The sequence below is a fragment of the Paenibacillus wuxiensis genome (assembly GCF_040195695.1).
Lineage (GTDB): Bacteria > Bacillota > Bacilli > Paenibacillales > Paenibacillaceae > Paenibacillus_B > Paenibacillus_B suaedae.
Window position 1 is genome coordinate 90,816 of record NZ_JBEFZI010000013.1, and the last position, 25,188, is coordinate 116,003.

Consider the following 25,188-nt stretch of genomic DNA (forward strand, 5'->3'; position numbering starts at 1 on the left):
TTTTGTCCACTCTTGTGAAAGGGAGAACATACTAGTAGGTAGGAACTTTGGTTTACTGTCCGTGTAACTGGATTGGGAGTTTAACCACAAATCGATAATACGCAGGGGCTCTGATTACAATGGAAACGATAGCATTACATGCAGCGCTCGATGATTCGAGCTGGCGACTGCAGGAGCAGCCGCAAGTATTAATATTAGGACATTTTGACGGTATTCATGAGGGACATGTACAGGTCATTCGGCATGCGTTGGACTACGGGAAGCAGCATCAATTGCCCGTAAGTCTGATGACTTTCCATCCACATCCCAAGGGAGTATTCGGCAAGCCGGAGTATGAACGATTCATTACGCCATTGTCGGAGAAAAAACGGATTTTGAGTCAGCTTGGGCTTGACCGTTTGTATGTTGTACATTTTGATTTGTCATTCGCTAAGGTTACCGCGCAGCAGTTCGCAGAAGCGATCTGCCGTATGAAGGTAAAACACGTCGTTGTCGGCTTCGACTATCGCTTTGGTCATGGTGGAGAAGGCACTGCGCAATTGCTGCAGGAATGGGGCAAGGGCTGCTTTACTGTGGATATCATACCGGCACATAATGATGTTGAGACCGCAGTGAAGGTGAGCAGCACTCGGATTCGCGAGAGTCTGCTGCAAGGTGATGTTGTCAATGCGAATCGACTGCTAGGCCGAACGTATATCATTCGCGGCGAGGTTGTTCACGGTGACGCCCGTGGTCGTACGATGGGCTTCCCAACTGCGAATGTCCGGGCAGAAGAAGCATATGTCATCCCAGCGAATGGCGTATATGCAGTGAAGGTGCTGGTTCACGGGACGTGGCATGATGGTGTGCTGAATATTGGCTTGAAGCCGACATTCAAGACGGGAGAAACCATTCAATCGGTTGAAGCGCATCTGTTTGATTTTGATCAAGATATATACGGGGAGACCGTAACGGTTGCCCTGATGAGCTACATTCGTCCAGAGCGCAAGTTCAGCTCCATACAAGAGCTGATCGCACAGATTACTGCGGATTCAGAGGAAGCGCGCCAACGTCTAAGCACGATGGATAAGGCGCCTGCAGTAACAATTGGCGTCTAATATTGTGCACAATATTCTTAGCCTTCTATCTTTGTACCAATTGATTGCTAAGACTTGTTTTACTTTTGTAGATGGAGATGCTATACTAATAACGTTGTCGTGAAAAACGACCTGTCCATAGCTTGGTTATTCGATCTCACCGTCGATGACGAGGCTAATGGCGTAAACTAACACATATTTTAGGAGGTGAATAGGATGGCTATGACTCAAGAGCGTAAACAACAGCTTATTGAAGAACATAAGACGCACGCTACGGATACAGGTTCTCCGGAGGTGCAAGTCGCTATCCTTACTGAAAACATCGTAAACTTGACGGACCATCTTCGTACACACAAGAAGGATCATCATTCCCGTCGTGGTTTGATGAAAATGGTAGGTCAACGCCGTAAGTTGTTGGCTTATGTGAAGAACAAAGATGTTAAACGCTACAGCGCATTGATCGCAAAACTCGGTCTTCGCCGTTAATAGCACGAACCAAAGCAGCCTGGTTGTTCATTGCCGCTTCTTATCGCGGCATGCAACCGGGTTGCTTTTTAGTGATTGCATATGATGCTACATATTGTGATAGTAGACAAGCTTCCATCAGGACGGTATTTCAAATGAAATGCAGGAAATAATGGGAGTAGTAACGAAGAATATAAACTGAACCACTTAAGGAGGGATCCGATGAACCGCATCGAGATGGAACTTGGCGGCAGAACGCTTGTCCTGGAAACGGGTCGTTTGGCTAAGCAAGCAAATGCCGCAGTCAAAGTCGAGTACGGTGATACAGTCGTATTGTGTACCGTTACCGCATCGAAGGAACCTAAAGATCTAGATTTCTTCCCATTGACTGTCAATTACGAAGAACGATTATATGCTGTAGGTAAAATTCCTGGAGGATTCATCAAGCGCGAAGGTCGTCCAAGTGAGAAAGCGATTCTTGCCAGCCGCCTTATTGACCGCCCAATCCGCCCATTGTTCCCGGAAGGTTTCCGCAATGATGTGCAGATCGTGGATTTGGTTATGAGCGTGGATCAAGACTGCCCACCAGAAATCGCGGCAATGATCGGAACATCCGCTGCATTGACGATATCTGATGTGCCATTTAATGGCCCTATCGGCGGCGTGATTGTAGGTCGTATTGACGGTCAATTTATTATCAACCCAACCGTTGAACAAGAGGAAAAGAGCGATATTCACCTTGTTGTATCGGGTACAAAAGACGCGATCATGATGGTTGAAGCAGAAGCGAACGAGGTACCGGAATCGGTTATGCTTGAAGCAATCATGTTCGGTCACGATGAAATTAAGAAAATTGTTGCGAAGATTGAAGAATTCGCTGCGATCGCAGCTAAACCGAAGATGGAAGTGAAGCTGCACGCAGTTGATGCAGATGTGAATGCAGCTGTTCGTGCGTTCGCAAAGGAACGTCTCGTTGAGGCGATCCGTATTCCTGAGAAGCATGCGCGTCAAGATGCGATTGATGCAGTCAATCAGGAAGCAACTGCACACTTCGAACAATTGTATGTAGAAACGCCTGAGAATATGAACGATGTGAGCGAGACCTTGTACGATATCGTGAAGGAAGAAGTTCGCCGCTTGATTACACATGACAAAGTTCGTCCAGACGGCAGACAGCTTGAGGAGATTCGTCCGATCGATTGTGATACAGGACTCTTGCCTCGTACTCACGGATCTGGCTTGTTCACACGTGGACAAACGCAAGCACTCAGCATCTGTACGCTAGGCGCGCTTGGAGATGTGCAAATTTTGGATGGTCTTGGCTTGGAAGAGTCGAAACGCTTCATGCATCACTACAACTTCCCTCCATTCTCCGTAGGGGAAGCTCGTCCGCTTCGTGCTCCTGGACGCCGCGAGATTGGTCACGGTGCACTCGGTGAACGTGCCTTGTCCAAGGTGATTCCGCCAGAGAGCGAATTCCCGTATACAATCCGACTTGTATCCGAGGTCATAGAATCTAACGGTTCTACTTCCCAAGCAAGTATTTGTGCAAGCACACTTGCGATGATGGATGCAGGGGTTCCGATCAAGGCACCGGTTGCAGGTATTGCAATGGGTCTGATCAAAGACGGGGAACACTTCTCCATCTTGTCCGATATTCAAGGTATGGAAGACCACCTCGGCGACATGGACTTCAAGGTTGCTGGTACAGCTGAAGGTGTTACAGCCATTCAAATGGATATCAAAATTGATGGTATCGACCGCAGCATCTTGACACAAGCGTTGGATCAAGCACGTGCAGGACGTATGCACATCTTGGGTAAAATGAATGAAGTTATCCAAACTCCACGTGAATCCTTGTCACAGTATGCGCCTAAGATCTTGACGATGCATATTAATCCAGATAAGATCCGTGATGTTATTGGTGCCGGCGGTAAAGTCGTCAACAAAATCATCGAGGAAACAGGTGTCAAAATTGACATCGAGCAGGATGGCCGCATCTTCATCGCATCTACAAATGCAGAGTCCAATGAGCGTGCCCGTGAAATTATCGAGGGTATCGTGAAGGAAGTTGTCGTTGGTGAAGTATACACAGGAACAGTGAAACGCGTTGAGAAGTTCGGTGCATTTGTTGAAGTGCTTCCAGGCAAGGAAGGTCTTGTGCATATTTCTCAATTGTCAACTGAGCGTGTAGAGAAAGTCGAAGATGTCGTGAAAATTGGCGATAAGCTTGAGGTTAAGGTTGTCGAGATCGACCAACAGGGACGCATCAATTTGTCCCACAAAGTGCTGCTTCAGCCTGCACAGACAGAAGGAACTGCAAGCTCCGAAGCTGCAACTACAGAACGTCCACGCAGCAGCAGACCACCACAAGGGGGCGGCAATCGTCCACCTCGCGGACCGCGTCCGTCTAAGCCGCAAAGCTAAGTCGGATACAGCGAGCAAGACAAGCCTGAGAAGGCAACATACGTAGCAAGGAAAGAGGCAGACTGGTTTCTGGCTCTTTTTTTGATGCAAAAAATAGGTATTGATTGCATGATAGGCATTGATTGCTTCCAGACCGAATAACTCGTCCCGAAATCGCATAGAATCAAAAGGACTATCTTGGAAGGGAATGGACTGGATGCAGCCAATGTTAAAGAAATGGTTCGCCGTAACAGCAGGAGTTGTCATCGTGCTGGCAGCAGTAGCGCAGCCCGATGTGAGAAGCTATTTGCAGGAGAAGAAGGCAGAGCTCGCCGTGAGCTATGCTTACCAATCGGGGGTAGAGGATAAGGCTGCGAATGATCCATTAATGGCTCGAATTAAGGAGGAAGCAGCCAAACGATATATTGCTCCAATTAATGCCCGCATTGATCGGGTGTGGAAGGCAATACCCGGATACAATGGGCAGGAAGTAGATATTGAGCGAACGTACACTGCCAATTCGGGGAAAGATCGTTCGGCTGAATTGAAAATGGTCATGCGCGAGGTGAAGCCGGAGGTCTCCTTGACGAGTCTAGATCCACAGCCGATCTATCGAGGGAATCCGAATAAGCCGATGGCAGCGCTTATGATCAATGTCGCTTGGGGGAACGAGTACATCGATCCAATGCTGAAAGTGCTAGCAGATGAGAAGGTGCATGCGACATTTTTCTTAGACGGCAGCTGGTTGAAGAAAAATCCTGACATTGCGAAGCGGATTCAGGCGGCGGGACATGAGATGGAGAATCATGCATACTCTCATCCGAATATGAGCGAGCTAAGCGAGGGGCACCAGACGCAGCAAATTGAGAAGACGAAGCAATTGCTGAAGCAAACGCTTGGCGTAGAGAATAAATGGTTCGCTCCACCATCAGGAGACTTCAATATGTTGACGGTACGTACAGCACATGCACTCGGATTGAAGACAGTGCTGTGGACCTTTGATACGAGAGACTGGATGAAGCCCTCTGTGGCTACGATACTGCGTAGATTTCAAGAGAAGACAGAACCGGGATCACTGATCCTCATGCATCCAACGGAGCCATCCAGTACAGCCTTGAAGGAAATGATTCGGATATTGAAGCAAAAGGGCATTGTACCAGGTACGGTAGGAGAAACACTTTCTGAGAAGCGGGTGCCTCCGATTGAAGTTGAGAGGTGATCAGATTTCTGGTAGGATTAGAAAGGCATACTTGGAATGTACTTGGACGAGGAGGAATTGCCGGTGGAAAAAGTGCAGCTGTCTAACGGCCTTCGTGTCGTGATGGAGAAAATACCAACCTGCCGTTCCGTTTCATTTGGGATATGGGTTAAGACAGGTTCACGCAATGAGGATGAAACGACCAACGGGATTTCCCATTTTATCGAACATATGATGTTCAAAGGAACAGAACGGTTTGATGCGAAAGCAATCGCAGACTCCTTCGATGCGATCGGAGGAAGTGTTAATGCGTTCACTTCCAAAGAATATACCTGTTATTATGCAAAAGTATTGGATGAGCATTTGCCTATAGCGGTTGATGTGCTGTCCGATATGTTTTTCCGGTCATCCATGCTGGACGAGGAATTGCAGAAAGAGAAAAATGTAATCCTTGAAGAAATTGCGATGTATGAGGATACACCGGATGATACGGTGCATGATCTGGTTACTCGTGCTGCCTTTGGCGCACACCCGCTCGCATATCCGATATTAGGAACGAAGGAACGCCTGACACCAATGGGGCCTGATCATCTCCGCGCATATATGAAGAATCATTATACGGTCTCGAATACGGTCATTGCAGTAGCAGGTAACTTTGATGACTCGATCATCGAATTGCTGGAGAAGCACTTCGGACAATTCACGAATGATGAGCCTGCGGCCATATTAACGGAACCAAGCTTCCATAGTGAATTCATATATCATAAGAAGAAGACAGAACAGAATCATATTTGTCTCAGCCTGCCAGGCTGTTCGATGACAGATCCGCGCCTTTACGCTATGATATTGCTCAACAACTTGATCGGTGGCGGCATGAGCTCTCGCCTGTTCCAGGAAATTCGCGAGAAGCGTGGACTTGCCTATTCTGTTTACTCCTATCATTCGTCACATGCAGATAGCGGTCTATTCACGCTCTATGCAGGAACCGCACCGAAGCAGACGAAGGAAGTGCTTGATTTAACCTTGGATATGCTAGGTGAACTGGCAGTGAAGGGCTTGTCTGAGGAAGAACTTCACAAAGGCAAGGAGCAGTTGAAGGGAAGCCTTATCCTCGGCCTTGAGAGCACAGGCAGCCGAATGAATCGATTAGGGAAAAATGAGCTGATGCTAGGCAAGCATTTCACGTTGGATGAGATCATCGCTCGAATTGAATCGATTAAACTAGAAGACGTTACCTTTGTATTGAACCGTATGCTTTCCCATCCATTCGCAGGTTCAATGGTCGGAGCAAATGATAAAGCAATATCGGCTTTCAGGAGGGATCAACTTGTTACAACAATCACACCAAGTTCAAATTAAACGCCTGCCAGGCAATGAGGATGTACCGCTCCCTCAAAAAATGTCCGAACTCGCAGCAGGCTTCGATCTATATGCAGCGGTAGAAGAGCCGCTTACATTAGCACCCGGCCATCGCGCACTCGTGCCTACTGGATTTTGCATGGCAATGCCTGGATACTTAGAGGCACAGATTCGTCCACGCAGCGGACTTGCCTATAAGCATGGCATTACTTGCTTGAATTCACCAGGAACGATTGATGCCGATTACCGCGGCGAGGTGAAGGTCTTGCTTGCCAACCTTGGACAGACTCACTTCACGATTGAGCGCAATGAGCGTATTGCGCAAATGGTGATTCAATTCGTTCCTTCTATTCAACTTGTCGAGGTAGACGAGTTGACTGATACGGAACGCGGAGAAGGCGGCTTCGGCCATACCGGAACGAAGTAAAATAATGATCAAACAGGACGCAGTTGAATTACCGTTTTGGTAAATCAGCTGCGTTTTTTTTGCGTCTTGAGATGGGCTTGCACATGGCTGCACCCTTTTTAGGCGTGCGCATAAGATGTTTTATACGTTGTGTGCACGTTTGTGAAAGGAGTGATCAGCGAGGATGTTGACTGGAGTTCAGGTCGTGTTTATTGGCGGAGATGCTCGCCAGCTTGAGATCATCCATAAGCTGACTGAATTAGATGCCAGTGTCACGATCGTTGGGTACGATCAACTGCAAAACCCATATCATGGCGTACAGCGCCAATCCCTCTCTATCGAGCTGTTGAAGCAGGCGGATGCTCTTGTGCTTCCTGCTGTAGGAACTGATGACAGTGGGAAGGTTCATGCCATCTTTACATCGGATGAATTGGTGCTGACGGAAGAGCATATTGCGGTACTGCCGGAGCACTGTGTTGTCTTTACGGGGATGGCCAAACCATATTTAAGCAAGCTGTGTGCGAAATACCGCCTCTCGCTTGTTGAATTGTTCGATCGGGATGATGTTGCAATATACAATTCCATTCCGACGGCTGAAGGCGCGATTATGATGGCGATTCAGAACACCGATATCACCCTTCATGGTTCTGAATCGGTCGTTCTTGGGATGGGAAGAACAGGGTTCACATTGGCACGCACCCTTCTTGGCTTAGGGGCTAATGTGCGGATTGGGGTGCGCAGAGATGAACATTTTGCCAGAGCGACAGAAATGGGTTTCAAGCCTTTTTTCATAGCAGATCTCGCGCGTCAGGCGGCAAATATCGACTTGCTTTTTAATACGATACCGACTATGATAGTCACAGCGCAGGTCATAGCGCAAATCCCTAACCGTGCCGTGATTATCGACCTTGCTTCCCTGCCGGGTGGCGTGGATTTCCGATTCGCGGAGAAGCGGGGGATCAAGGCTATGCTGGCACCAGGATTGCCAGGCATTGTCGCACCGAAGTCTGCTGGACGAATATTGGCACAGAGTATCACGCAGCTGTTGCTTGAGGACATGCGGAATCGGGGGAATGGACAATGAACTTCACGGGGAAGACAGTTGGCTATGCACTAACAGGCTCACACTGCACATTAGAAGAAGTAATGCCTCAGGTGAAACGCTTCGTAGATGCTGGAGCGCGCGTTATCCCGATTGCATCACATTCGGTCATGACGACCGATACACGCTTCGGGGAATCCGATCACTGGCAGAAACAGTTGAAAGAGATTACTGGTAATGATATCATTTCTACAATTGTGGACGCAGAACCGCTCGGGCCATCCAAATTGCTGGATGTGATGGTGATCGCGCCTTGCACAGGCAATACGACGAGTAAGCTGGCAAATGCATTGACAGAAAGCCCTGTCCTAATGGCAGCCAAAGCACAAATGCGCAACCAGCGCCCTCTTGTGCTTGCGATTTCGACTAATGATGGACTCGGTTTAAACGCAGCCAATATAGCCAAACTCCTTGTAGCCAAGAACATATACTTCGTTCCGTTCGGCCAAGATAATCCACAGCAGAAGCCGAATTCATTGGTGGCGCGCATGGACTTGGTACCAGAGGCATGCTATGCAGCATTAGAAGGCAAGCAGCTTCAACCGGTATTAATTGAACGGTTCTTATACTGAACATAGCATACCACGCAAATTATCATAATATAGATGTTTGAAAGATTGTGGGTATAGAGGGGAGAAACGACAGATGACGAATCAGAAGCGGTATAATGTTGCTGTAGTCGGTGCTACGGGTGCAGTAGGGGAACAAATCATTGCATTATTGGAACAACGTCAATTCCCCATTCAATCTTTGAAGTTGTTGTCTTCGGCACGTTCAGCCGGTAAGAAGATCGTATTTGACGGTCAAGAAATTACGGTTGAGGAAGCGAAACCGGAGAGCTTCGAAGGCGTTGATATTGCCCTGTTCAGCGCAGGCGGCGACGTTAGTAAAGAGTTGGCTCCAGCAGCTGTAGAACGCGGAGCGGTATGTATTGACAATACCAATGCATTCCGTATGGATCCCAACACACCACTCGTAGTTCCAGAAGTGAACATCGAGAAAGTGAAGGAACACCAAGGCATTATTGCCAATCCGAACTGTTCCACGATTCAAATGGTAGCAGCCTTGAAGCCGCTCTATGATCGCTACGGTATTTCCCGCATCATCGTGTCTACGTATCAAGCAGTGTCAGGCGCTGGCAGCAAAGCGATTAGCGAGCTGTTGCGTCAATCTACAGAAGTGCTTGCAGGCAATGAAGTTGAGCCGGACATTCTTCCAGTTGGTTCTTTGCCCGTGAAGCATCAAATCGCATTCAATGCTATTCCTCAAATCGATAAGTTCCAAGATAATGGATTCACGCTCGAGGAAATGAAAATGATCCGTGAAACCAAGAAGATCATGAATGATGATAGCCTTCAAGTGACGGCAACATGCGTCCGAATTCCGGTCGTATATGGCCACTCTGAATCTGTATATGTTGAGTTGAAGGACGACTTCCAAATGGAGGATGTGCGCGAGCTGTTGGCAAACGCGCCAGGATTGACGCTCGTCGATGAGCCTTCTGAACAGAAGTACCCGCTTGCTACCGAATCTGCAGGCAAGCCAGATGTTTTCGTTGGCCGTTTGCGTCGTGATCTGTCCCAGCCACGCGCATTGAATATGTGGGTCGTATCCGACAATTTAATGAAAGGCGCTGCATGGAACGCGGTACAAATCGCAGAGTACATCGCTTCGGAGCGGCAGTAATTGGCAGGCCGCTCCTGCCTTTTTGTCTTACTTGACAAGGTGTGTTCAGCTTGGTCACTGCGTGATTCGTTGAATAGCCTTTTATTTCGTTCTGGCAGTCAGTCTTCATTAGTTGGGGGAAATAACATATGCGAATATTAGTACAAAAATTTGGTGGAACTTCCTTGTCTACACCCGAAGCCAGAGAAAGAGTCATACACCATATCCGTCGGGAACTGGCGCAGGGTTACCAATTAGCTGTGGTTGTATCAGCAATGGGAAGACGAGGAGAGCCATATGCGACCGATACATTACTTGATTGGGCCGGTCAGAACGGGGACAGTTTGCCAGCACGTGAGAAGGATATGCTATTGTGCTGCGGCGAGATTATCTCGGCTACAACCCTGTGCAGCTTGTTGAACAGTGAGGGGATTACATCTACTGTGCTAACAGGTGCTCAAGCTGGTTTCAAGACAGATAGCCACTTCAATAATGCCCGTATTCTGGATGTTACTCCGGATCGGGTCGTTGATGCGTGGAAAGATGTACAGGTTGTAATTGTAACAGGATTCCAAGGCCAAACAGAAACAGGTGACTTTACGACTCTTGGCCGTGGTGGCAGTGATACATCTGCAACAGCATTGGGTGCGGCGCTGCACGCAGAAATTGTCGATATTTATACGGATGTTAACGGCATCCTAACGGCAGATCCTCGACTGGTAGAGGACGCGAGGCCGCTTACGATCGTTAGTTATGCAGAAATATGCAACATGGCACATCATGGCGCCAAAGTTATTCATCCGCGCGCGGTGGAAATTGCGATGCAAGCGCAGGTGCCTGTTCGCGTTCGTTCTACATTCAGCGATGAAGAAGGAACGCTAGTTACGAATCCGGAAGGGTTCCGAGATATGCAGCCTGACATCGTTGATCGCTTCGTAACGGGAATTGCCTATGTCGGCAATGTAACGCAAATTACGGTGGAATCGCGCGAAGGCGTATATGATTTGCAATTAAAAGTGTTCAAGGCAATGGCACAAAATCAAATTAGCGTTGATTTTATTAATGTAACCCCTTCTGGCGCGGTTTATACAGTATTTGATAGCGATGCGCCGCGGGCACTGCATGTGCTCAAAGAGATGGGATTCGAGCCAAAATCGTTATCGGGTTGTGCGAAAGTATCTGTAATCGGTGGAGGCATCAATGGGGTGCCAGGTATTATGGCACACATCGTAGAAGCCTTGACAGAGCAAGAAATCCAGATTCTTCAATCCGCCGACTCCAATACAACGATTTGGGTTCTTGTACGCAAGGAAGATATGGTTCGGGCTTTGCGAGCGCTGCATGCGAAGTTCCATCTGAATCGATAGCACGCAGCGCTAGGGATGTCCGGGTCTTGTGCATATTGTCGCAGGAGGAGGAGTCTTTAGTGGATTTTGGTAGATTAATTACGGCGATGGTGACGCCGTTCAATGAACATAATGAGGTAAACTGGTCTGAGTTCGAGCGTTTGCTGAATGCTTTGATTGTAGAACAGAAGAGCGACAGTATCGTTGTGTGTGGGACGACAGGGGAATCTCCTACATTGACAGACGACGAGAAGATTGCGCTATTCCGTTTTGCAGCTCAGAAGGCAAATGGACGTGCACGCATTATTGCTGGTACAGGTAGCAATAATACAGCTCATTCCATTCATTTGACGAAGGCAGCAGAGGAAGCGGGCGTTGATGGCATCCTCCTTGTCACTCCTTACTATAATCGTCCGACACAAGAAGGCATGTATCGACATTTTGAGGCCATTGCGAACTCTACCTCTTTGCCAATCATGCTGTACAACGTTCCAGGACGGACTGCATCGAGCATTTCTGTCGAGATGACGCTACGTTTGGCTGAACTGCCGAATGTAGTTGCTACGAAGGAGTGTGCTGGTCTTGAGCAAACATCGCAGATCGTTGCTGGTGCACCCGCTTCTTTTAGAGTGTATAGCGGTGAGGATTCTATGACATTGCCTACTTTGGCCGTTGGTGCGTATGGGATTGTCAGCGTTGCTAGCCATCTCGTAGGTGCACAGATGAAAGCGATGATTGAACATTATCTGGCTGGTCAACATGAAGAAGCAGCCAGACTGCATCTCGAACTGTTCCCCGTATTTAAGGGAATATTCTTATGCCCGAATCCAGTTGGAGTGAAGTATGCTCTGCAGCTAGTTGGTTTCGAGGTAGGGAGCGTCCGTTTGCCGCTTGTTGAGGCAACTTCGGATGAGGCTGCAGCGATCCGTGAGCTTGTTCAATCCATTAAGCAATAAAAGGAAAATAGAACTTTTACAATGTGCATAATAGCGCACTTACGAAGCCGATGCTGAGATCCAGCATCGGTTTTGTGTTTTTCGGCAACAATAGGAGGACAAATCGCCGACTTGTGTTTTTTACTTTTGTTCATGTATAATGGATATCAAGTGACTGGGTGCGGTATATTTTTCAAAAGAAGGATGTTCATTGGTACGACGGCCAATTGAATATAGGAGGTTAAGATCCAATTGTCGAAGAAAAACAACGTTGATAAATTGTCCATCTTCGCATTGGGCGGCGTAGGTGAAATCGGAAAAAATATGTACGTCGTCCAATACGGTAACGATATCGTCGTCGTAGACGCAGGGTTGAAGTTCCCGGAAGAAGACATGCTCGGAATAGATATTGTCATCCCGGATATTTCATACCTCACGGAGAATCGAGATAAAGTAAGAGCAATCTTGATTACGCACGGACATGAAGATCATATTGGCGGGTTGCCATATGTACTGAAGCATTTGAACGTTCCAGTATACGGAACAAGATTAACGCTCGGATTGATTGAGAGCAAATTGCGGGAAGCGAATTTGCTAGGTGAAACAAAGCGAATTCTAATTACAGCTGACTCGGAAATTCAGCTCGGAGCTATTCGTGCAAGCTTTTTCAAGACGAACCACTCCATCCCGGATTCGGTTGGTGTATGTCTTGATACACCCGAAGGATGCGTCGTTCATACAGGAGACTTTAAGTTTGACCATACGCCGGTCAACGGTCAGTATGCTGACCTGCAGCGTATGGCGGAAATTGGCCAGAGAGGAGTTCTTGCACTGCTGTCCGACAGTACGAATGCAGAACGCCCAGGCTTTACACCATCAGAAAGTAGTGTGGGTGTCGTTCTGGAAGATATCTTCCGGAAGGCAGAGCAGCGTGTAGTTGTTGCGACATTCGCTTCAAATATTCACCGTATTCAACAAGTCATTGATGCAGCATATGCAACAAACCGTAAATTAACAGTCATTGGTCGGAGCATGGTGAACGTCGTCACGATCGCTTCCGAACTTGGCTACTTGAACATACCTGATGGAATGCTGATCGAACCTGAAGAAGTGAACAAGATGGCTGCTGACCGGGTAGTAATCCTGTCCACAGGCTCCCAAGGCGAGCCGATGTCAGCCTTGACGCGCATGGCGCGTTCTACGCACCGCAAGGTTGATATTCTGCCAGGTGATACCGTAGTTATCGCAGCTACACCAATTCCAGGAAACGAAAAATACGTAGGTAGAACTGTCGATGAATTGTGCCGACTAGGCGCACATGTCATCTATGGCGGATCGAAGACTGGCGTTCATGTATCTGGTCACGGCAGTCAAGAAGAATTGAAACTGATGTTGAATCTGATGAGACCGAAGTACTTTATTCCGATTCACGGTGAATACCGTATGTTGCGCAACCACGCTGATTTGGCGGAAGCAGTCGGAATTGAGCGCGAGAATATCTTCATTACAGATATCGGTGATACTGTTGAAATTACAAATGGTGTTGCACGTCGTGGCTCTAAGGTTCAATCCGGTTATGTACTTATCGATGGTCTTGGTGTCGGCGATGTCGGCAATATCGTATTGCGCGATCGGAAGCTGCTTTCCCAAGACGGAATTTTGGTTGTTGTTGTTACACTCAGCAAGCAGGAAGGTACGATTTTGTCAGGACCAGACATCATCTCTCGCGGATTTGTCTATGTTCGGGAATCGGAAGGACTGCTTGATGAAGCGAACCGCATCGTCACTTCAACACTGCATAAGCTAATGAATGAAAATGTGAACGAATGGGCATCACTGAAGACGAATGTGAAGGATGCGCTTGGACGTTTCTTATACGAGCAAACGCGCCGTCGTCCAATGATTTTGCCAATCATTATGGAAGTATAGAACGAAGTGAGCGAGAATCCCAGTCACCAGTCATTCTCGCTCACGAACGTTATCAGCCGCCGTTCCTGCCGCAAGGTAGGGACGGCGGCTTTTTGCGTTCCCGCTGCTGTATAAAACATCGCAGGGTGAAGCATGCTATGACGGCATTGTACCGGTCAATTGGAGGTAATGGAACATGATGAACGAACAGCCTTTAGATCCACAGGGACAGCCGCAGCAGCTACCCAAGGGTCCGCCAACGGTAGAAACGATCCAACAGCTGGGGACGGCATCGATTCCGACAACTGGTGAGTCAAATATTTATTGCTTGAATATCATCGGTCAGATTGAGGGGCATATCGTATTGCCTCCACAGAACAAGACAACGAAATACGAACATGTCATTCCTCAGCTTATCGCAGTGGAGCAAAATCATAAAATTGAGGGTGTACTTATCGTATTGAACACGGTTGGTGGCGATGTAGAGGCAGGTCTGGCTATCGCAGAGATGATATCCTCCCTGTCCAAGCCGTCGGTGACCTTGGTACTTGGAGGAGGGCACAGTATAGGAGTGCCGATTGCTGTGTCTGCCAATGTGAGTGTAATCGCGGAGACAGCGACGATGACGATTCATCCGATTCGATTAACGGGTCTTGTCATTGGCGTTCCGCAAACCTTTGAGTACTTAGAGAAAATGCAGGAACGTGTCGTTCGCTTCGTTAAAGCTCATTCGAATATTTCGGAACACAAATTCAAGGACTTAATGTTCACAACTGGCGAGCTGACGCGCGACATTGGGACGACGGTAATCGGACAGGATGCTGTCAAGCATGGCCTAATTGATGAAGTCGGCGGAATTGGTACTGCATTGGAGCATTTGAATCGCTTGATTGAAGAGAAGCGTGCAGAGAGATGTTCGAAGGAGGGGCACCATGATCAAGGCCATCATAATCAAGGTCATCATGAGCACGTCCAGCCTGAACAAGCACAACATAATCAAGGTCATCATGAGCATGCCCAGCATGAACAATCACAACATAATCAAGGCCATCATGAGCATGCCCAGCATGGAGCACATTCGAATCATTGTGAACATCAGGCCAACACGTCTGAGCAGCCAATGCTATTAGGTGGACAGTGTGGGACTAATCCGCAGCATACTGGTACACAGGCAATGTATGTGCCAGCAAAGGAGCGAGGATAATGCTGCACACAATTATTCCGATGGAGCAAGTGCTGCAAGGGATTGACAAGGAGCCGTCTTTTTTTGAAATGCAGTGGCAGGGACGCACCTTGCTTGTACAGCAGGTTGACAATACGACGGTTCGTATCGAACGATTGCTGAAAGACACAAGTATGCATGATTTTCTGGATCCGGGGTTTTCACCCGGTACGATTATTCCTCTACGCTAAGTGTTATCTTGTGCGATGTGAGGTCACGTGATCCACACTGATCCATATTTCTCATTTAGACAGATCCTACCCGGCTCTGTCTTTTTTATTTTTCTCAATTCCCTTGTTATGGAATGGTCATAGGAAGAACGGTTGTTCTGTGTTATAATGAGGGATGGAGGTGACGGCATTTTGGCCCGTAAGAAGAAGAAAAAGCAATCCTTCAGCAAGAGCCTGAAATACGAAATCTATGGCATATTGCTGATTACCTGTTCCGTCATTGCGCTGGCTGGCGGGGCGGCGTTCGGGCGCTCCTTATCTAAAATATCAGGCTTGCTGCTTGGTAAATGGTACTTTTTCATACCGCTCGTGTTCATATATATTGGATTGTCGGTAATGATTAAACGCCAGTGGCCTTCAGGCTGGAACTCCCGCAAGAGCGGCATCATGGTCATTATTCTTGCTTTGACGATGATAAGTACCGTGCACGCGGTAGAACAACGTATTTTGCCAACTGCAACGGATGAAGTAAGTGCTGGATACATATTGAAAGACATACATAATGCTTTGAACTTAGAACTCGTGCAAGCAACCGATACAGGCACGGCTGGAACGATGCTGCAGAAAGACATTAGCGGCGGATATATAGGTGCAATTCTTTATTGTACCTTATTTGTATTATTTGGTGCATTAGGAACAAAACTGCTCACCATCGTCATGCTCTTCATTGGTTTCATGCTGGCTACACAGCTTTCCTATGTTGAGCTTGTGAGGCTGATTCGCACCCAAGTGAAGAAATTCGCGGCTGTCATGAAGAAGAAGCGCAAAGCGCGTATCAATGAGCGCAAACGAATGGAAAGCAAGCAGCGTAAATCGGCGAAGAAGGACGCAGACGACGATTACATGCTCGATGATGCGATTGATGATGAAGAAGATGATGAGAATTTACAAGGCCGCACACCTGTATTTATGCAGATATTCGGCAAAATTAGTGAGGCAAGCAAGAAGCGATTCCTCGCCACCAAAGAAGATGATGAAGAATACAACGAAGGTTCTGCTGTATATACAAGCAAGCCGCACGCAGCTAGATTGAATGAAGAGCACACTATGCAGCCAGAGGCTGGAGCCGCTGCAATGAATACGGTAAGCAAAGCTTCGAAGCTGAACGCACTCCTTGCTCGTATTGAACAGGATGACGAACAATCCCGTGCTCCATTGTTCCGTGATTTTACAGCAACTGCTGACGTCGATCATTTTGATAATTCGGATTCCCAAGGGGATGTAGCAATCGGTGGATTTACCAAGCCGCACACTTCTTCTATTGATGAGGCAGCAGACGACATTGAAGATGATTGGAACAATGAGAATCAACCTAGGTCGGAAGACGTGAAGCGTGGACAGATTGAGCATAGCCATGCGGATGAGCTTATAGGTGATAAGGGTGATATCCATCTGGAGACAGATGGATTGCTCAGTGACGGTGAAGGTTCAGGGCAGGCAGTCGTTGTCCAGAAGCCGCCTCCGAAGCCGTACAAGATGCCTCCATTCAACCTGCTTGCGAAGCAGCCGGGAAGTGGGAAGGGCGGCGATCAAGCCGACTTCATGCAGACAGCTCGCAAGCTGGAAGCTACGTTGGAGAGCTTCGGCGTTCGGGCGAAGGTACTGGAGGTCGTTCGAGGTCCGGCAGTTACCCGCTATGAAATCCAACCTGACATCGGAGTTAAGGTTAGCCGCATTGTCAGCCTGTCTGATGATATCGCACTTGCATTAGCAGCGAAGGACATTCGGATGGAAGCGCCAATACCAGGGAAATCCGCGATTGGGATCGAGGTTCCGAACAATGAAGTATCAATCGTTACGATGCGAGAGGTCATGGAGACGCCAACTTTCATTGATGCTCCGTCAAGGTTGTCCATTACATTAGGCCGTGATATTGCCGGAACGCCGATTGTAGGCAACCTTGCTCGAATGCCTCACTTGCTCGTTGCAGGTGCTACAGGTTCGGGGAAATCGGTATGTATCAACGGGATTATTACGAGCATCTTGTATAAGGCAAAGCCGGATGAAGTGAAGTTCCTCATGGTCGACCCGAAAATGGTGGAACTGAATGTATACAATGGCATCCCGCATCTACTTGCGCCAGTTGTTACTGATCCAAGACGCGCTTCGCTTGCTTTGAAGAAAATCGTTGTTGAAATGGAAAAGCGTTATGAGTTGTTCTCCAAATCGGCGACTCGGAATATTGAGGGGTATAACAAGCTGGTTGCTGATGAACCCGATAAGGTACTTCCTTATATCGTTATTATTGTGGATGAGCTCGCGGACTTGATGATGGTCGCTGCCAATGATGTAGAGGATTCAATATGCCGATTAGCTCAAATGGCGCGTGCAGCTGGTATCCATCTGATTATCGCGACCCAGCGCCCATCGGTTGACGTTATTACCGGGGTTATTAAAGCTAATATTCCGTCTCGTATCGCGTTCGGTGTATCGTCCCAGGTGGATTCACGAACGATTCTGGATATGGCAGGCGCTGAGAAGCTGCTCGGACGTGGGGACATGCTATTCCTACCGATGGGCTCATCCAAGCCGATTCGTGTGCAGGGCGCATTCCTGTCCGACCAAGAGGTCGAGGCAGTCGTTGGGTTCGTAAGCGGTCAAGCGCAGGCGGAATACAACGAAGAGCTGGTGCCGGAAATCGATGAGAGCGGACATGCTTCTGATGAACCGGTCGATGAGTTGTATGATCAAGCGATTCAAATCGTGCTCGAAGCGCAGCAAGCCTCGGCATCGCTACTGCAGCGCCGGATGCGCATCGGATATAACCGCGCCAGTCGTCTGATTGATCATATGCATATGCAGGGCTTGATTGGCGCGCATGAGGGCAGTAAGCCGCGTGAAGTGCTGATCACATTGGAACAATATCAACAAAGCAAAATTTCATCCTAAATAGGATACAGAAAGAGAGCGCCCTGCGCTCTCTTTTGCTTATGCAGTAGGTGTTGGCTGTAAGTGCATAGATCTCTATCCGTTATCTCATAATAAAGTTGCCAATCCTGTTAAATTCACAAGAGAGAGGTAGACGTTAGGCATGAGAAAACGGATGATTTGGATCACGATATGTATTGTATTCATGCTAATTGGAGCGTTCCAGTACAAGCATATGGGCAAGACGGAAGCCACATTTAGCAATGCAACACTGCAGCAAGGCTCCCAAGGCCAAGATGTGAAGGAGTTACAAGGTCGATTGAAATTCCTTGGTTACTATGATGGCAAGACAGATGGAATCTTTGGTCCCGCGACGAAGAATGCAGTGACATGGTTCCAATGGAAGTTCGGTATGAAGTCAGACGGAATCGTTGGATCGAAAACCAAAGAAATGCTAGTAAAAGCTACGAAAAATTGGAAGCCTGAAACTTCGGGCGGAACGGCACCTAACAAGCCATCTGACTCAACAAATAATAATGTTAGCGGCTCCAACAATTTAGGGTTGTCGGAGAATGATTTAAAATTTATGGCCAATGCCGTGTATGGCGAAGCGCGCGGTGAGCCTTATGAGGGACAAGTAGCTGTAGCCGCGGTAATATTGAACCGTGTGAAGTCACCAAGCTTTCCGAAGACAGCGTATGGCGTAATTTTCCAACCAGGGGCATTTACTGCAGTAGCGGATGGACAGATTTGGCTGGAACCGAACGAGAATGCCAAACGAGCGGTGAAGGATGCCATCAATGGCTGGGATCCTTCTGGTGGCTGTCTATACTATTTCAACCCTGAGACGGCAACTTCGAAGTGGATTTGGACTCGACCTCAAGTCAAAACAATTGGCAAACATATCTTCTGTATGTAATCAAGTGACCGAAAAGCGACGGTTGAGATGAGACGGTACGGGATGCTACATACAGAAGCGGGATGAAGAAGCAATGGCGTTCAGTCCATTTGCTTCTTTGTTTCCATTTCGGTATGTTAGGGATGTTGAACGATTGATCATATGTGTACGGAAGCGAGAAGGTATACATTGGATTATCACTGAATATAACATGCAACATGGTTGCAATTCACCGTGACAATCACGGAAGAAATGGGGTTAGATATGGTGAGCAAACCGACATTTGAACGGGGAAAGGTTAAAGGCATGCGTGTTCATGTTATGCCGACAAAGCGCTTCAAAACGTTCGCCATCTCTGTGTATGTGGGCATTCCTCTTCAAGAGGATACCGTAACGAGTACGGCACTTACGCCTTTTGTATTACGGAGAGGGACGGCTTCTTATCCAGAGACGATTCGGTTCCGCGAGCGACTTGATGAGCTGTATGGAGCAGGCTTCGGCTTCGATGTGTTCAAGCGAGTAGATTATCAGATTATCCAGTTCCGCATGGACGTTATTAATGATGCATTTGTAAGTTCATCTGAGTCTTTGCTTGCCCAAGCATTTCAGTTTTTGGGTGAAGCCATTACAGCACCAGTTATGGACAATGGAACATTGCGCAATAAGTATGTAGAAGAAGAGAAGCAGACAGTGCGTCAGCGGATTGAATCTATTGTCAACGATAAAATTCGCTACGCAGCAGAACGCTGTGTGGAAGAAATGTGCAAGAATGAACCGTATCGACTGCATGCGCTTGGTAATCGGGACGATCTGGATGGAATTGATGCAGCGACCTTAACCGATAAGTATCGCTGGCTGCTAGAGCATGCGGCGATTGACGTATATGTTGTTGGAGATACGTCCTATGAAGAAGTAGAACGCTGTGTCGAGGCTTCATTCCGTATCGATCGAAACGTGGAGACACCATATGCACGTTCTATTCCAGTACCACGTATTGGTGAACCGAACACCGTCATTGAACGTTTGGAGGTTAGCCAGGGCAAGTTGAATATGGGGCTTCGATCTACGATTACGTATGCGGACGATGCTTATCCTGCCGTGCTTATGTACAATGGCATATTAGGCGGTTACCCGCATTCAAAGCTGTTTATAAATGTACGGGAGAAAAACAGCCTTGCATACTATGCAGCTTCTCGCTTTGAAGGCCACAAGGGTATTTGTACCATTCAGTCAGGTATTGAGTTCGAGAACTTCGACAAAGCCCGTCAAATTATTATCGAGCAGCTGGATGCGATGAAGGCTGGGCAGCTGCAATCGCTTGAAATTAGCCAGACGAAGGCCATGATTGCAAATCAATTGCGGGAGATTGATGATTCTTCGTTTGAGATGATTGGCTTTGATTTCAATCGAGTGTTATCGGGAAGAGAGCGCACAACATCCCAGCTCATTGATGAGGTAGAGCATATTGAAGCTGCACATATTCAAGAAGTCGCGCAGACCTTCCACTTGGATACCATTTATTTCTTGCGCAATAAGGAGGAGGCCTAATCGATGGAACAACGTCAATACTCCAATTTGCAAGAAACTATATATTATGAGCGGATGGACAATGGTCTAGATGTGTATGTGCTGCCAAAAGCGGGATTCCAGAAAACATACGCAACATTCTCCACAAAATATGGCTCCATTGACAATCACTTTCAAGTAGAAGGACAAGAAGAGGTTCAAGTCCCCGATGGGATTGCCCATTTTTTAGAACATAAAATGTTCGAAGAGCCAGAAGGGGATATATTCGCGAAGTTCGCTGAACAGGGGGCATCTGCGAATGCCTTCACTTCATTTGATCGTACGGTCTATTTGTTCTCTTCCACTTCACACATTGAAGAGAGCCTGCAGACATTGATTGATTTCGTGCAGAGACCTTATTTTACAGATGAAAATGTAGAAAAAGAAAAGGGCATTATCGGCCAAGAGATTAACATGTATCGCGACAATGCAGCGTGGCGAGTGTACTTCGGCCTCATTGAGGCAATGTACCACATCCATCCTGTACATATCGACATAGCAGGCACAATCGAATCGATTGGAACCATTACGAAGGAGACGCTCTATACGTGCTACCATACCTTCTATCATCCTTCCAATATGCTGCTGTTCGTTGTAGGCGGTGTTGATCCGAAGGGCATCTTCGAACTTGTGCGGAGCAATCAAGCGGCCAAATCATTCGAGCCACAGGGCGACATTCGCCGGATCTTTGAAGAGGAGCCTGTTGAGGTTAAGGAAGCAAGACGTGTGGCGAAGCTGCCCGTTTCTCTGCCGCGTTGTCTATTTGGCTGCAAGGAACCGCGTCCGGGCTTAGAGGGCAGAGCGCTTTTGGAATACGAAGTGACAACCCGCCTCATGCTGGACTTGATGATGGGCAGTAGTTCGCAGTTGTATCAGACCCTGTATGAGGAGGGTTTGACGACAGATTCATTTGGCAGCGAATATACCTGCAGTCCGGACTATGCATTCTCCATTATCGGCGGTGAATCAAAAGACCCTGATGGCCTAGTGAAGCGGGTGCAGGAGCTAATTGATGAACGCAAGGCGTCAGGCTTTGAGCAGGTAGCATTTGAGCGTATTCGCAACAAATCGATTGGCTCATACTTGCGCATGCTTAATTCACCTGAAGCAATTGCCAATGAATTTACGAAGTATAAGTTCCGTGATACCGATTTATTTGATATACTTTCGGTATACGAGACGCTAACGTTAGAACAAGTTCATCAACGGTTGAAAGATCATTTTGATTGGAATCGGCTGGCAGTATCTATTGTCGAACAACCGTAACATACGAAGGCGTGCCTATCAATAGGTGCGTCTTCTTTTTTTATCTAAAGAGAATACTTGTCCATAGGGGGAGAACATGTATGAAAGCATTGTCAGATACTTCTGTTCTTATTACCGGAGCAAGCCGAGGAATTGGAGCTGCGATTGCGGAGCGCTTCGCCCAAGTCGGCATGAAAATTGTTATTCATTATTTGCATTCACATGAAGCAGCAAATGAGGTAGCCCGTAAATGCATCAATCACGGGGCGCAAGTAATGACGATTTCAGCTGATCTTAGAGATATGGAACAGCTAGATCGAATGAAGGACAAGCTTGATGAACTGGGGTTTACACCCGACATCTTGGTTAACAATGCTGGGGTTGCCTATTACGGATTGTTCACGGATGTGACAGAACAAGAATGGACGGACTGCATGGATATCAATCTGAAGGGGATGTTTATGTGCACCCAGCGGTTCGCTCCTTACATGATTACGCAGAAGTACGGTCGAATCATCAACGTATCTTCAATTTGGGGAATCACTGGAGCATCTTGTGAAGTCATGTATTCGATGGCCAAAGGCGGGGTTAATGCGTTTACGAAAGCATTGGCCAAAGAGCTGGCTCCTTCTGGTGTAACCGTAAATGCAGTAGCTCCAGGGGCAGTGGATACCGATATGGTGAAGCATCTGGATAAACAAGAGCGAATGGCATTGCAAGAAGATATTCCGTTAGGACGGCTTGGAACCCCTGAAGAAATAGCCTCCCTTATTTACTATTTGGCATTGCCGGAATCCGGTTATATTACAGGACAGATTATTAGTCCCAACGGTGGATGGCAGATGTAAGCGATCTGTTTGCAGACAGAACGTATAATTCCGGTGGCAGAGGCACATATTACGACTGATGAATTCACACTAGGCCACAAGGAGGGCGTTCTCATGTCATCAGTACTTGAAAACTTCGACTCGTGGAAAAAGTTTCTTGGTGAGCGTGTCAAGCAAGCAAAAGGGCTAGGCATGTCTGAAGAAACGATTTCCAAGCTTGCTTTTGAGATCGGATCATTTCTGGAAGAAAAGGTTGATCCTAAAAATGCAGAAGAAAGTGCATTAAGGGAGTTATGGAATGTAGGCTCTGATGAAGAGCGGCAAACGATTGCTCGTTTGATGGTAAAATTGGCTGATCAAAACGGGTAATTCGTCATTTTGTCCATATATCTAAAGAAAGGAAGTTCTGGTACGAACTTTCTTTCTTTTCATACCCATAACCAGGCGCGAACGACATGAATACATGCTCAGAACCTGCTATAATGGTACTTAATCGGAGAAAATAAGAAAGTATTGCGTTTTTTCTCGTTTTTTAGCCATACTCCGGTGGAATTTGTGTCCCATGTATTGTAGAATGGAAAACGGCGGATAACCGTGGATGAGGTGTGTCATGGAGTACAAACAGTGGTATATGGAATATAAGATACATAAGAACCGACCTGGTCTTCTTGGAGACATTGCTTCGCTGCTTGGTATGCTTGAAGTGAATATCTTGACGATTAATGGTGTGGAAGACAAGACAAGAGGAATGCTTCTGCAAACCGATGATGATGAGAAGATCGAAATCATGGGACAGATGCTGAAAAAGGTTGACAATATTACAGTGTCCGCACTACGGCAGCCGAAGTTGGTTGATATTCTGGCTGTACGCCATGGCAGATATATTGAACGCGATTCTGATGATCGGAAGACGTTCCGCTTTACAAGGGATGAGCTTGGCTTGCTGGTTGATTTTCTGGGGGAAATATTCAAGCGGGATGGCCATCAGGTGATCGGACTTCGAGGAATGCCCCGGGTTGGCAAGACAGAGTCCATCATTGCTGGAAGTGTGTGTGCGATGAAGCGCTGGACGTTTGTATCTTCGACACTGCTCAGGCAGACCGTACGCAGCCAAATGTCGGATGAAGAATTGAATCCAAACAATATCTTTATTATCGATGGTATTGTCAGTACAATTCGTTCAAATGAGAAGCATGCTGGATTGCTAGATGAAATTATCAACATGCCATCCACGAAGGTCATTGAGCATCCAGATATATTTGTTCAAGAAACCGGCTATAGTTATGATTTCTTCGATTATATTATTGAATTGCGCAGTAACCCGGATGAGGAAATTACGTATGAATCGTTTACGATAAATTATAACGAAATTTAACATAAAGCAGTACGCAAGTGCAGCTTGAATTAAGGACAGGAGGTGAAGTTGTGTCAGAATTAGGGCAATTATTGAAAAAAGCAAGAGTGGAGAAGAATCTCTCTCTGGATGATGTGCAAGAAGCAACGAAGATACGTAAACGTTACTTGGAAGCGATTGAAGAAGGGGACTATAAGGTTCTGCCGGGTTCGTTCTATGTACGTGCTTTCGTGAAGACGTATGCAGAGACGGTAGGCTTGAATCCTGATGAAGTATTGCAGTATTACCGCAACGACATCCCAACGCCGGAACCAGAGCCAACAATTGAACCGCTAATGCGTACGAAGAAACGTAGTGTACAAGCGCCGTCTGATCGATTCGGACGCTGGGCATCGACGCTGCTTCTATGGGCATTCATCATTCTTATTGGTGTCATAGTATATTTCTTCGTCGTGATGAAAGTGAATCCGAGCACAACGGATAATACTTCTGATGATACGAATATTACAGAGACACAAAATCCATCAACAGGCTCAAATGGAACGGCGAATGGCGACAAAGCAGGACAAAACAATGCAGGTGGAGCGGTTCAGCAGCCGGTTAAGCCTACTACGCCGGAACCTCCGAAACAGGTGGAGAAGCCAATCGTCATGTTGGAATCCTCCAAGCGTTCTGAGGATGTATACACCGTATCGGCTCCAGCAAACACGCCAGTGAAGGTAGAGATTAAAGCGGCAGGCGACAGAAGCTGGCTGGCTGTTCATGAGAAGAGCAGCAGCGGGAAGAAGCTTCATTATGCAACATTGGAGAAAGATCAGACCGTTACGTTCGATATGACCGAACAAGGTATGTTCATTCGTGCAGGCTATGCCAAAGCAATTGAAGTGACAGTTGCTGGCGAAGCATTGACGAAATCCGATAACGAAGGCTCCAAAAATATTCGTCTGCAGTGGGTATCTTATGAGGAAGCTCAGAAGCTGCAAACGGAGAAGCAAGGTCAAGCCTCAACGAACAATGCGAACCAAGGCTCACGTTAAGTAAGCGGTCTTTCCATAGGTACTTGGTGTGAATTTCATCATGATACATGACATATTCACTTTGTGAGAGGATAC

The 25,188-nt window shown here is 47.3% G+C and carries 21 protein-coding genes and 1 pseudogene; all 22 read left to right on the plus strand.

Going from position 1 to position 25,188, the window contains the following annotated elements:
* The first annotated feature begins 119 nt into the window (after window positions 1-119).
* The 22 genes and pseudogenes from ABN764_RS25415 to ABN764_RS25520 all read left to right on the plus strand — a co-directional run bounded on the left by ABN764_RS25415 (window position 120) and on the right by ABN764_RS25520 (window position 25,113).
* Complete coding sequence (locus ABN764_RS25415) at window positions 120-1,097, plus strand: bifunctional riboflavin kinase/FAD synthetase (RefSeq protein ID WP_446673454.1); 978 nt, start codon at window positions 120-122, stop codon at window positions 1,095-1,097.
* Window positions 1,098-1,292: 195 nt separating this feature from the next.
* Window positions 1,293-1,562, plus strand: a complete 270-nt coding sequence (rpsO, locus tag ABN764_RS25420; protein WP_065292596.1) for a 30S ribosomal protein S15 — start codon at window positions 1,293-1,295, stop codon at window positions 1,560-1,562.
* A 201-nt stretch (window positions 1,563-1,763) separates the two neighbouring features.
* Entirely contained in the window at window positions 1,764-3,968 is a 2,205-nt protein-coding gene (gene pnp / locus ABN764_RS25425; protein WP_446673455.1) for a polyribonucleotide nucleotidyltransferase, read from the plus strand.
* Window positions 3,969-4,155: 187 nt separating this feature from the next.
* On the plus strand, window positions 4,156-5,166 hold the full coding sequence (locus tag ABN764_RS25430; RefSeq protein WP_028531188.1) for a polysaccharide deacetylase family protein: 1,011 nt from the start codon (window positions 4,156-4,158) through the stop codon (window positions 5,164-5,166).
* A gap of 63 nt (window positions 5,167-5,229) precedes the next feature.
* The gene (locus tag ABN764_RS25435) at window positions 5,230-6,504 is read left to right on the plus strand and encodes a M16 family metallopeptidase (protein WP_174811037.1); all 1,275 of its coding nucleotides are present in this window, start codon (window positions 5,230-5,232) and stop codon (window positions 6,502-6,504) included.
* Window positions 6,437-6,931: a dUTP diphosphatase gene (gene dut, locus ABN764_RS25440; protein ID WP_172619420.1), complete on the plus strand. Its 495-nt coding sequence runs from the start codon at window positions 6,437-6,439 to the stop codon at window positions 6,929-6,931. The genes ABN764_RS25435 and dut overlap by 68 nt, the downstream gene beginning before the upstream one ends.
* Window positions 6,932-7,094: 163 nt before the next feature.
* Window positions 7,095-7,994: a dipicolinate synthase subunit DpsA gene (gene dpsA, locus ABN764_RS25445; RefSeq protein WP_021256501.1), complete on the plus strand. Its 900-nt coding sequence runs from the start codon at window positions 7,095-7,097 to the stop codon at window positions 7,992-7,994.
* Window positions 7,991-8,584 carry a dipicolinate synthase subunit B gene (locus tag ABN764_RS25450; RefSeq protein ID WP_021256500.1) on the plus strand — a complete coding sequence of 198 codons (594 nt, stop codon included), beginning with the start codon at window positions 7,991-7,993 and terminating at the stop codon, window positions 8,582-8,584. Before dpsA ends, ABN764_RS25450 begins: the two co-directional genes overlap by 4 nt.
* Before the next feature lie 73 nt (window positions 8,585-8,657).
* The gene (locus ABN764_RS25455) at window positions 8,658-9,698 is read left to right on the plus strand and encodes an aspartate-semialdehyde dehydrogenase (RefSeq protein ID WP_021256499.1); all 1,041 of its coding nucleotides are present in this window, start codon (window positions 8,658-8,660) and stop codon (window positions 9,696-9,698) included.
* Window positions 9,699-9,826: 128 nt separating this feature from the next.
* Entirely contained in the window at window positions 9,827-11,044 is a 1,218-nt protein-coding gene (dapG, locus tag ABN764_RS25460) for an aspartate kinase (RefSeq protein ID WP_446673456.1), read from the plus strand.
* 59 nt (window positions 11,045-11,103) lie between these two features.
* On the plus strand, window positions 11,104-11,979 hold the full coding sequence (dapA, locus tag ABN764_RS25465) for a 4-hydroxy-tetrahydrodipicolinate synthase (protein ID WP_446673457.1): 876 nt from the start codon (window positions 11,104-11,106) through the stop codon (window positions 11,977-11,979).
* A gap of 231 nt (window positions 11,980-12,210) precedes the next feature.
* Window positions 12,211-13,887, plus strand: a complete 1,677-nt coding sequence (locus ABN764_RS25470; RefSeq protein ID WP_021256496.1) for a ribonuclease J — start codon at window positions 12,211-12,213, stop codon at window positions 13,885-13,887.
* A gap of 175 nt (window positions 13,888-14,062) precedes the next feature.
* Window positions 14,063-14,773 (plus strand): annotated as a pseudogene (locus ABN764_RS25475) (ClpP family protease); the annotation flags it as partial.
* A 296-nt stretch (window positions 14,774-15,069) separates the two neighbouring features.
* A complete protein-coding gene (locus tag ABN764_RS25480; protein WP_021256494.1) occupies window positions 15,070-15,279 on the plus strand; it encodes a YlzJ-like family protein in 210 nt (69 codons plus the stop codon).
* A gap of 171 nt (window positions 15,280-15,450) precedes the next feature.
* On the plus strand, window positions 15,451-18,207 hold the full coding sequence (locus ABN764_RS25485; RefSeq protein ID WP_446673458.1) for an FtsK/SpoIIIE family DNA translocase: 2,757 nt from the start codon (window positions 15,451-15,453) through the stop codon (window positions 18,205-18,207).
* Between the two features lie 142 nt (window positions 18,208-18,349).
* The gene (sleB, locus tag ABN764_RS25490; protein ID WP_174810608.1) at window positions 18,350-19,105 is read left to right on the plus strand and encodes a spore cortex-lytic enzyme; all 756 of its coding nucleotides are present in this window, start codon (window positions 18,350-18,352) and stop codon (window positions 19,103-19,105) included.
* A gap of 246 nt (window positions 19,106-19,351) precedes the next feature.
* Window positions 19,352-20,632 carry an EF-P 5-aminopentanol modification-associated protein YfmF gene (gene yfmF / locus ABN764_RS25495; RefSeq protein ID WP_446673467.1) on the plus strand — a complete coding sequence of 427 codons (1,281 nt, stop codon included), beginning with the start codon at window positions 19,352-19,354 and terminating at the stop codon, window positions 20,630-20,632.
* A gap of 3 nt (window positions 20,633-20,635) precedes the next feature.
* A complete protein-coding gene (gene yfmH, locus ABN764_RS25500; RefSeq protein ID WP_268624419.1) occupies window positions 20,636-21,916 on the plus strand; it encodes an EF-P 5-aminopentanol modification-associated protein YfmH in 1,281 nt (426 codons plus the stop codon).
* Window positions 21,917-21,996: 80 nt separating this feature from the next.
* On the plus strand, window positions 21,997-22,743 hold the full coding sequence (ymfI, locus tag ABN764_RS25505; protein WP_446673459.1) for an elongation factor P 5-aminopentanone reductase: 747 nt from the start codon (window positions 21,997-21,999) through the stop codon (window positions 22,741-22,743).
* A gap of 93 nt (window positions 22,744-22,836) precedes the next feature.
* Complete coding sequence (locus tag ABN764_RS25510; protein ID WP_021256488.1) at window positions 22,837-23,091, plus strand: DUF3243 domain-containing protein; 255 nt, start codon at window positions 22,837-22,839, stop codon at window positions 23,089-23,091.
* A 241-nt stretch (window positions 23,092-23,332) separates the two neighbouring features.
* On the plus strand, window positions 23,333-24,097 hold the full coding sequence (locus tag ABN764_RS25515) for a DUF3388 domain-containing protein (RefSeq protein ID WP_021256487.1): 765 nt from the start codon (window positions 23,333-23,335) through the stop codon (window positions 24,095-24,097).
* Between the two features lie 50 nt (window positions 24,098-24,147).
* Window positions 24,148-25,113 carry a helix-turn-helix domain-containing protein gene (locus ABN764_RS25520; protein WP_174810626.1) on the plus strand — a complete coding sequence of 322 codons (966 nt, stop codon included), beginning with the start codon at window positions 24,148-24,150 and terminating at the stop codon, window positions 25,111-25,113.
* The last annotated feature ends 75 nt before the right edge of the window (window positions 25,114-25,188 follow it).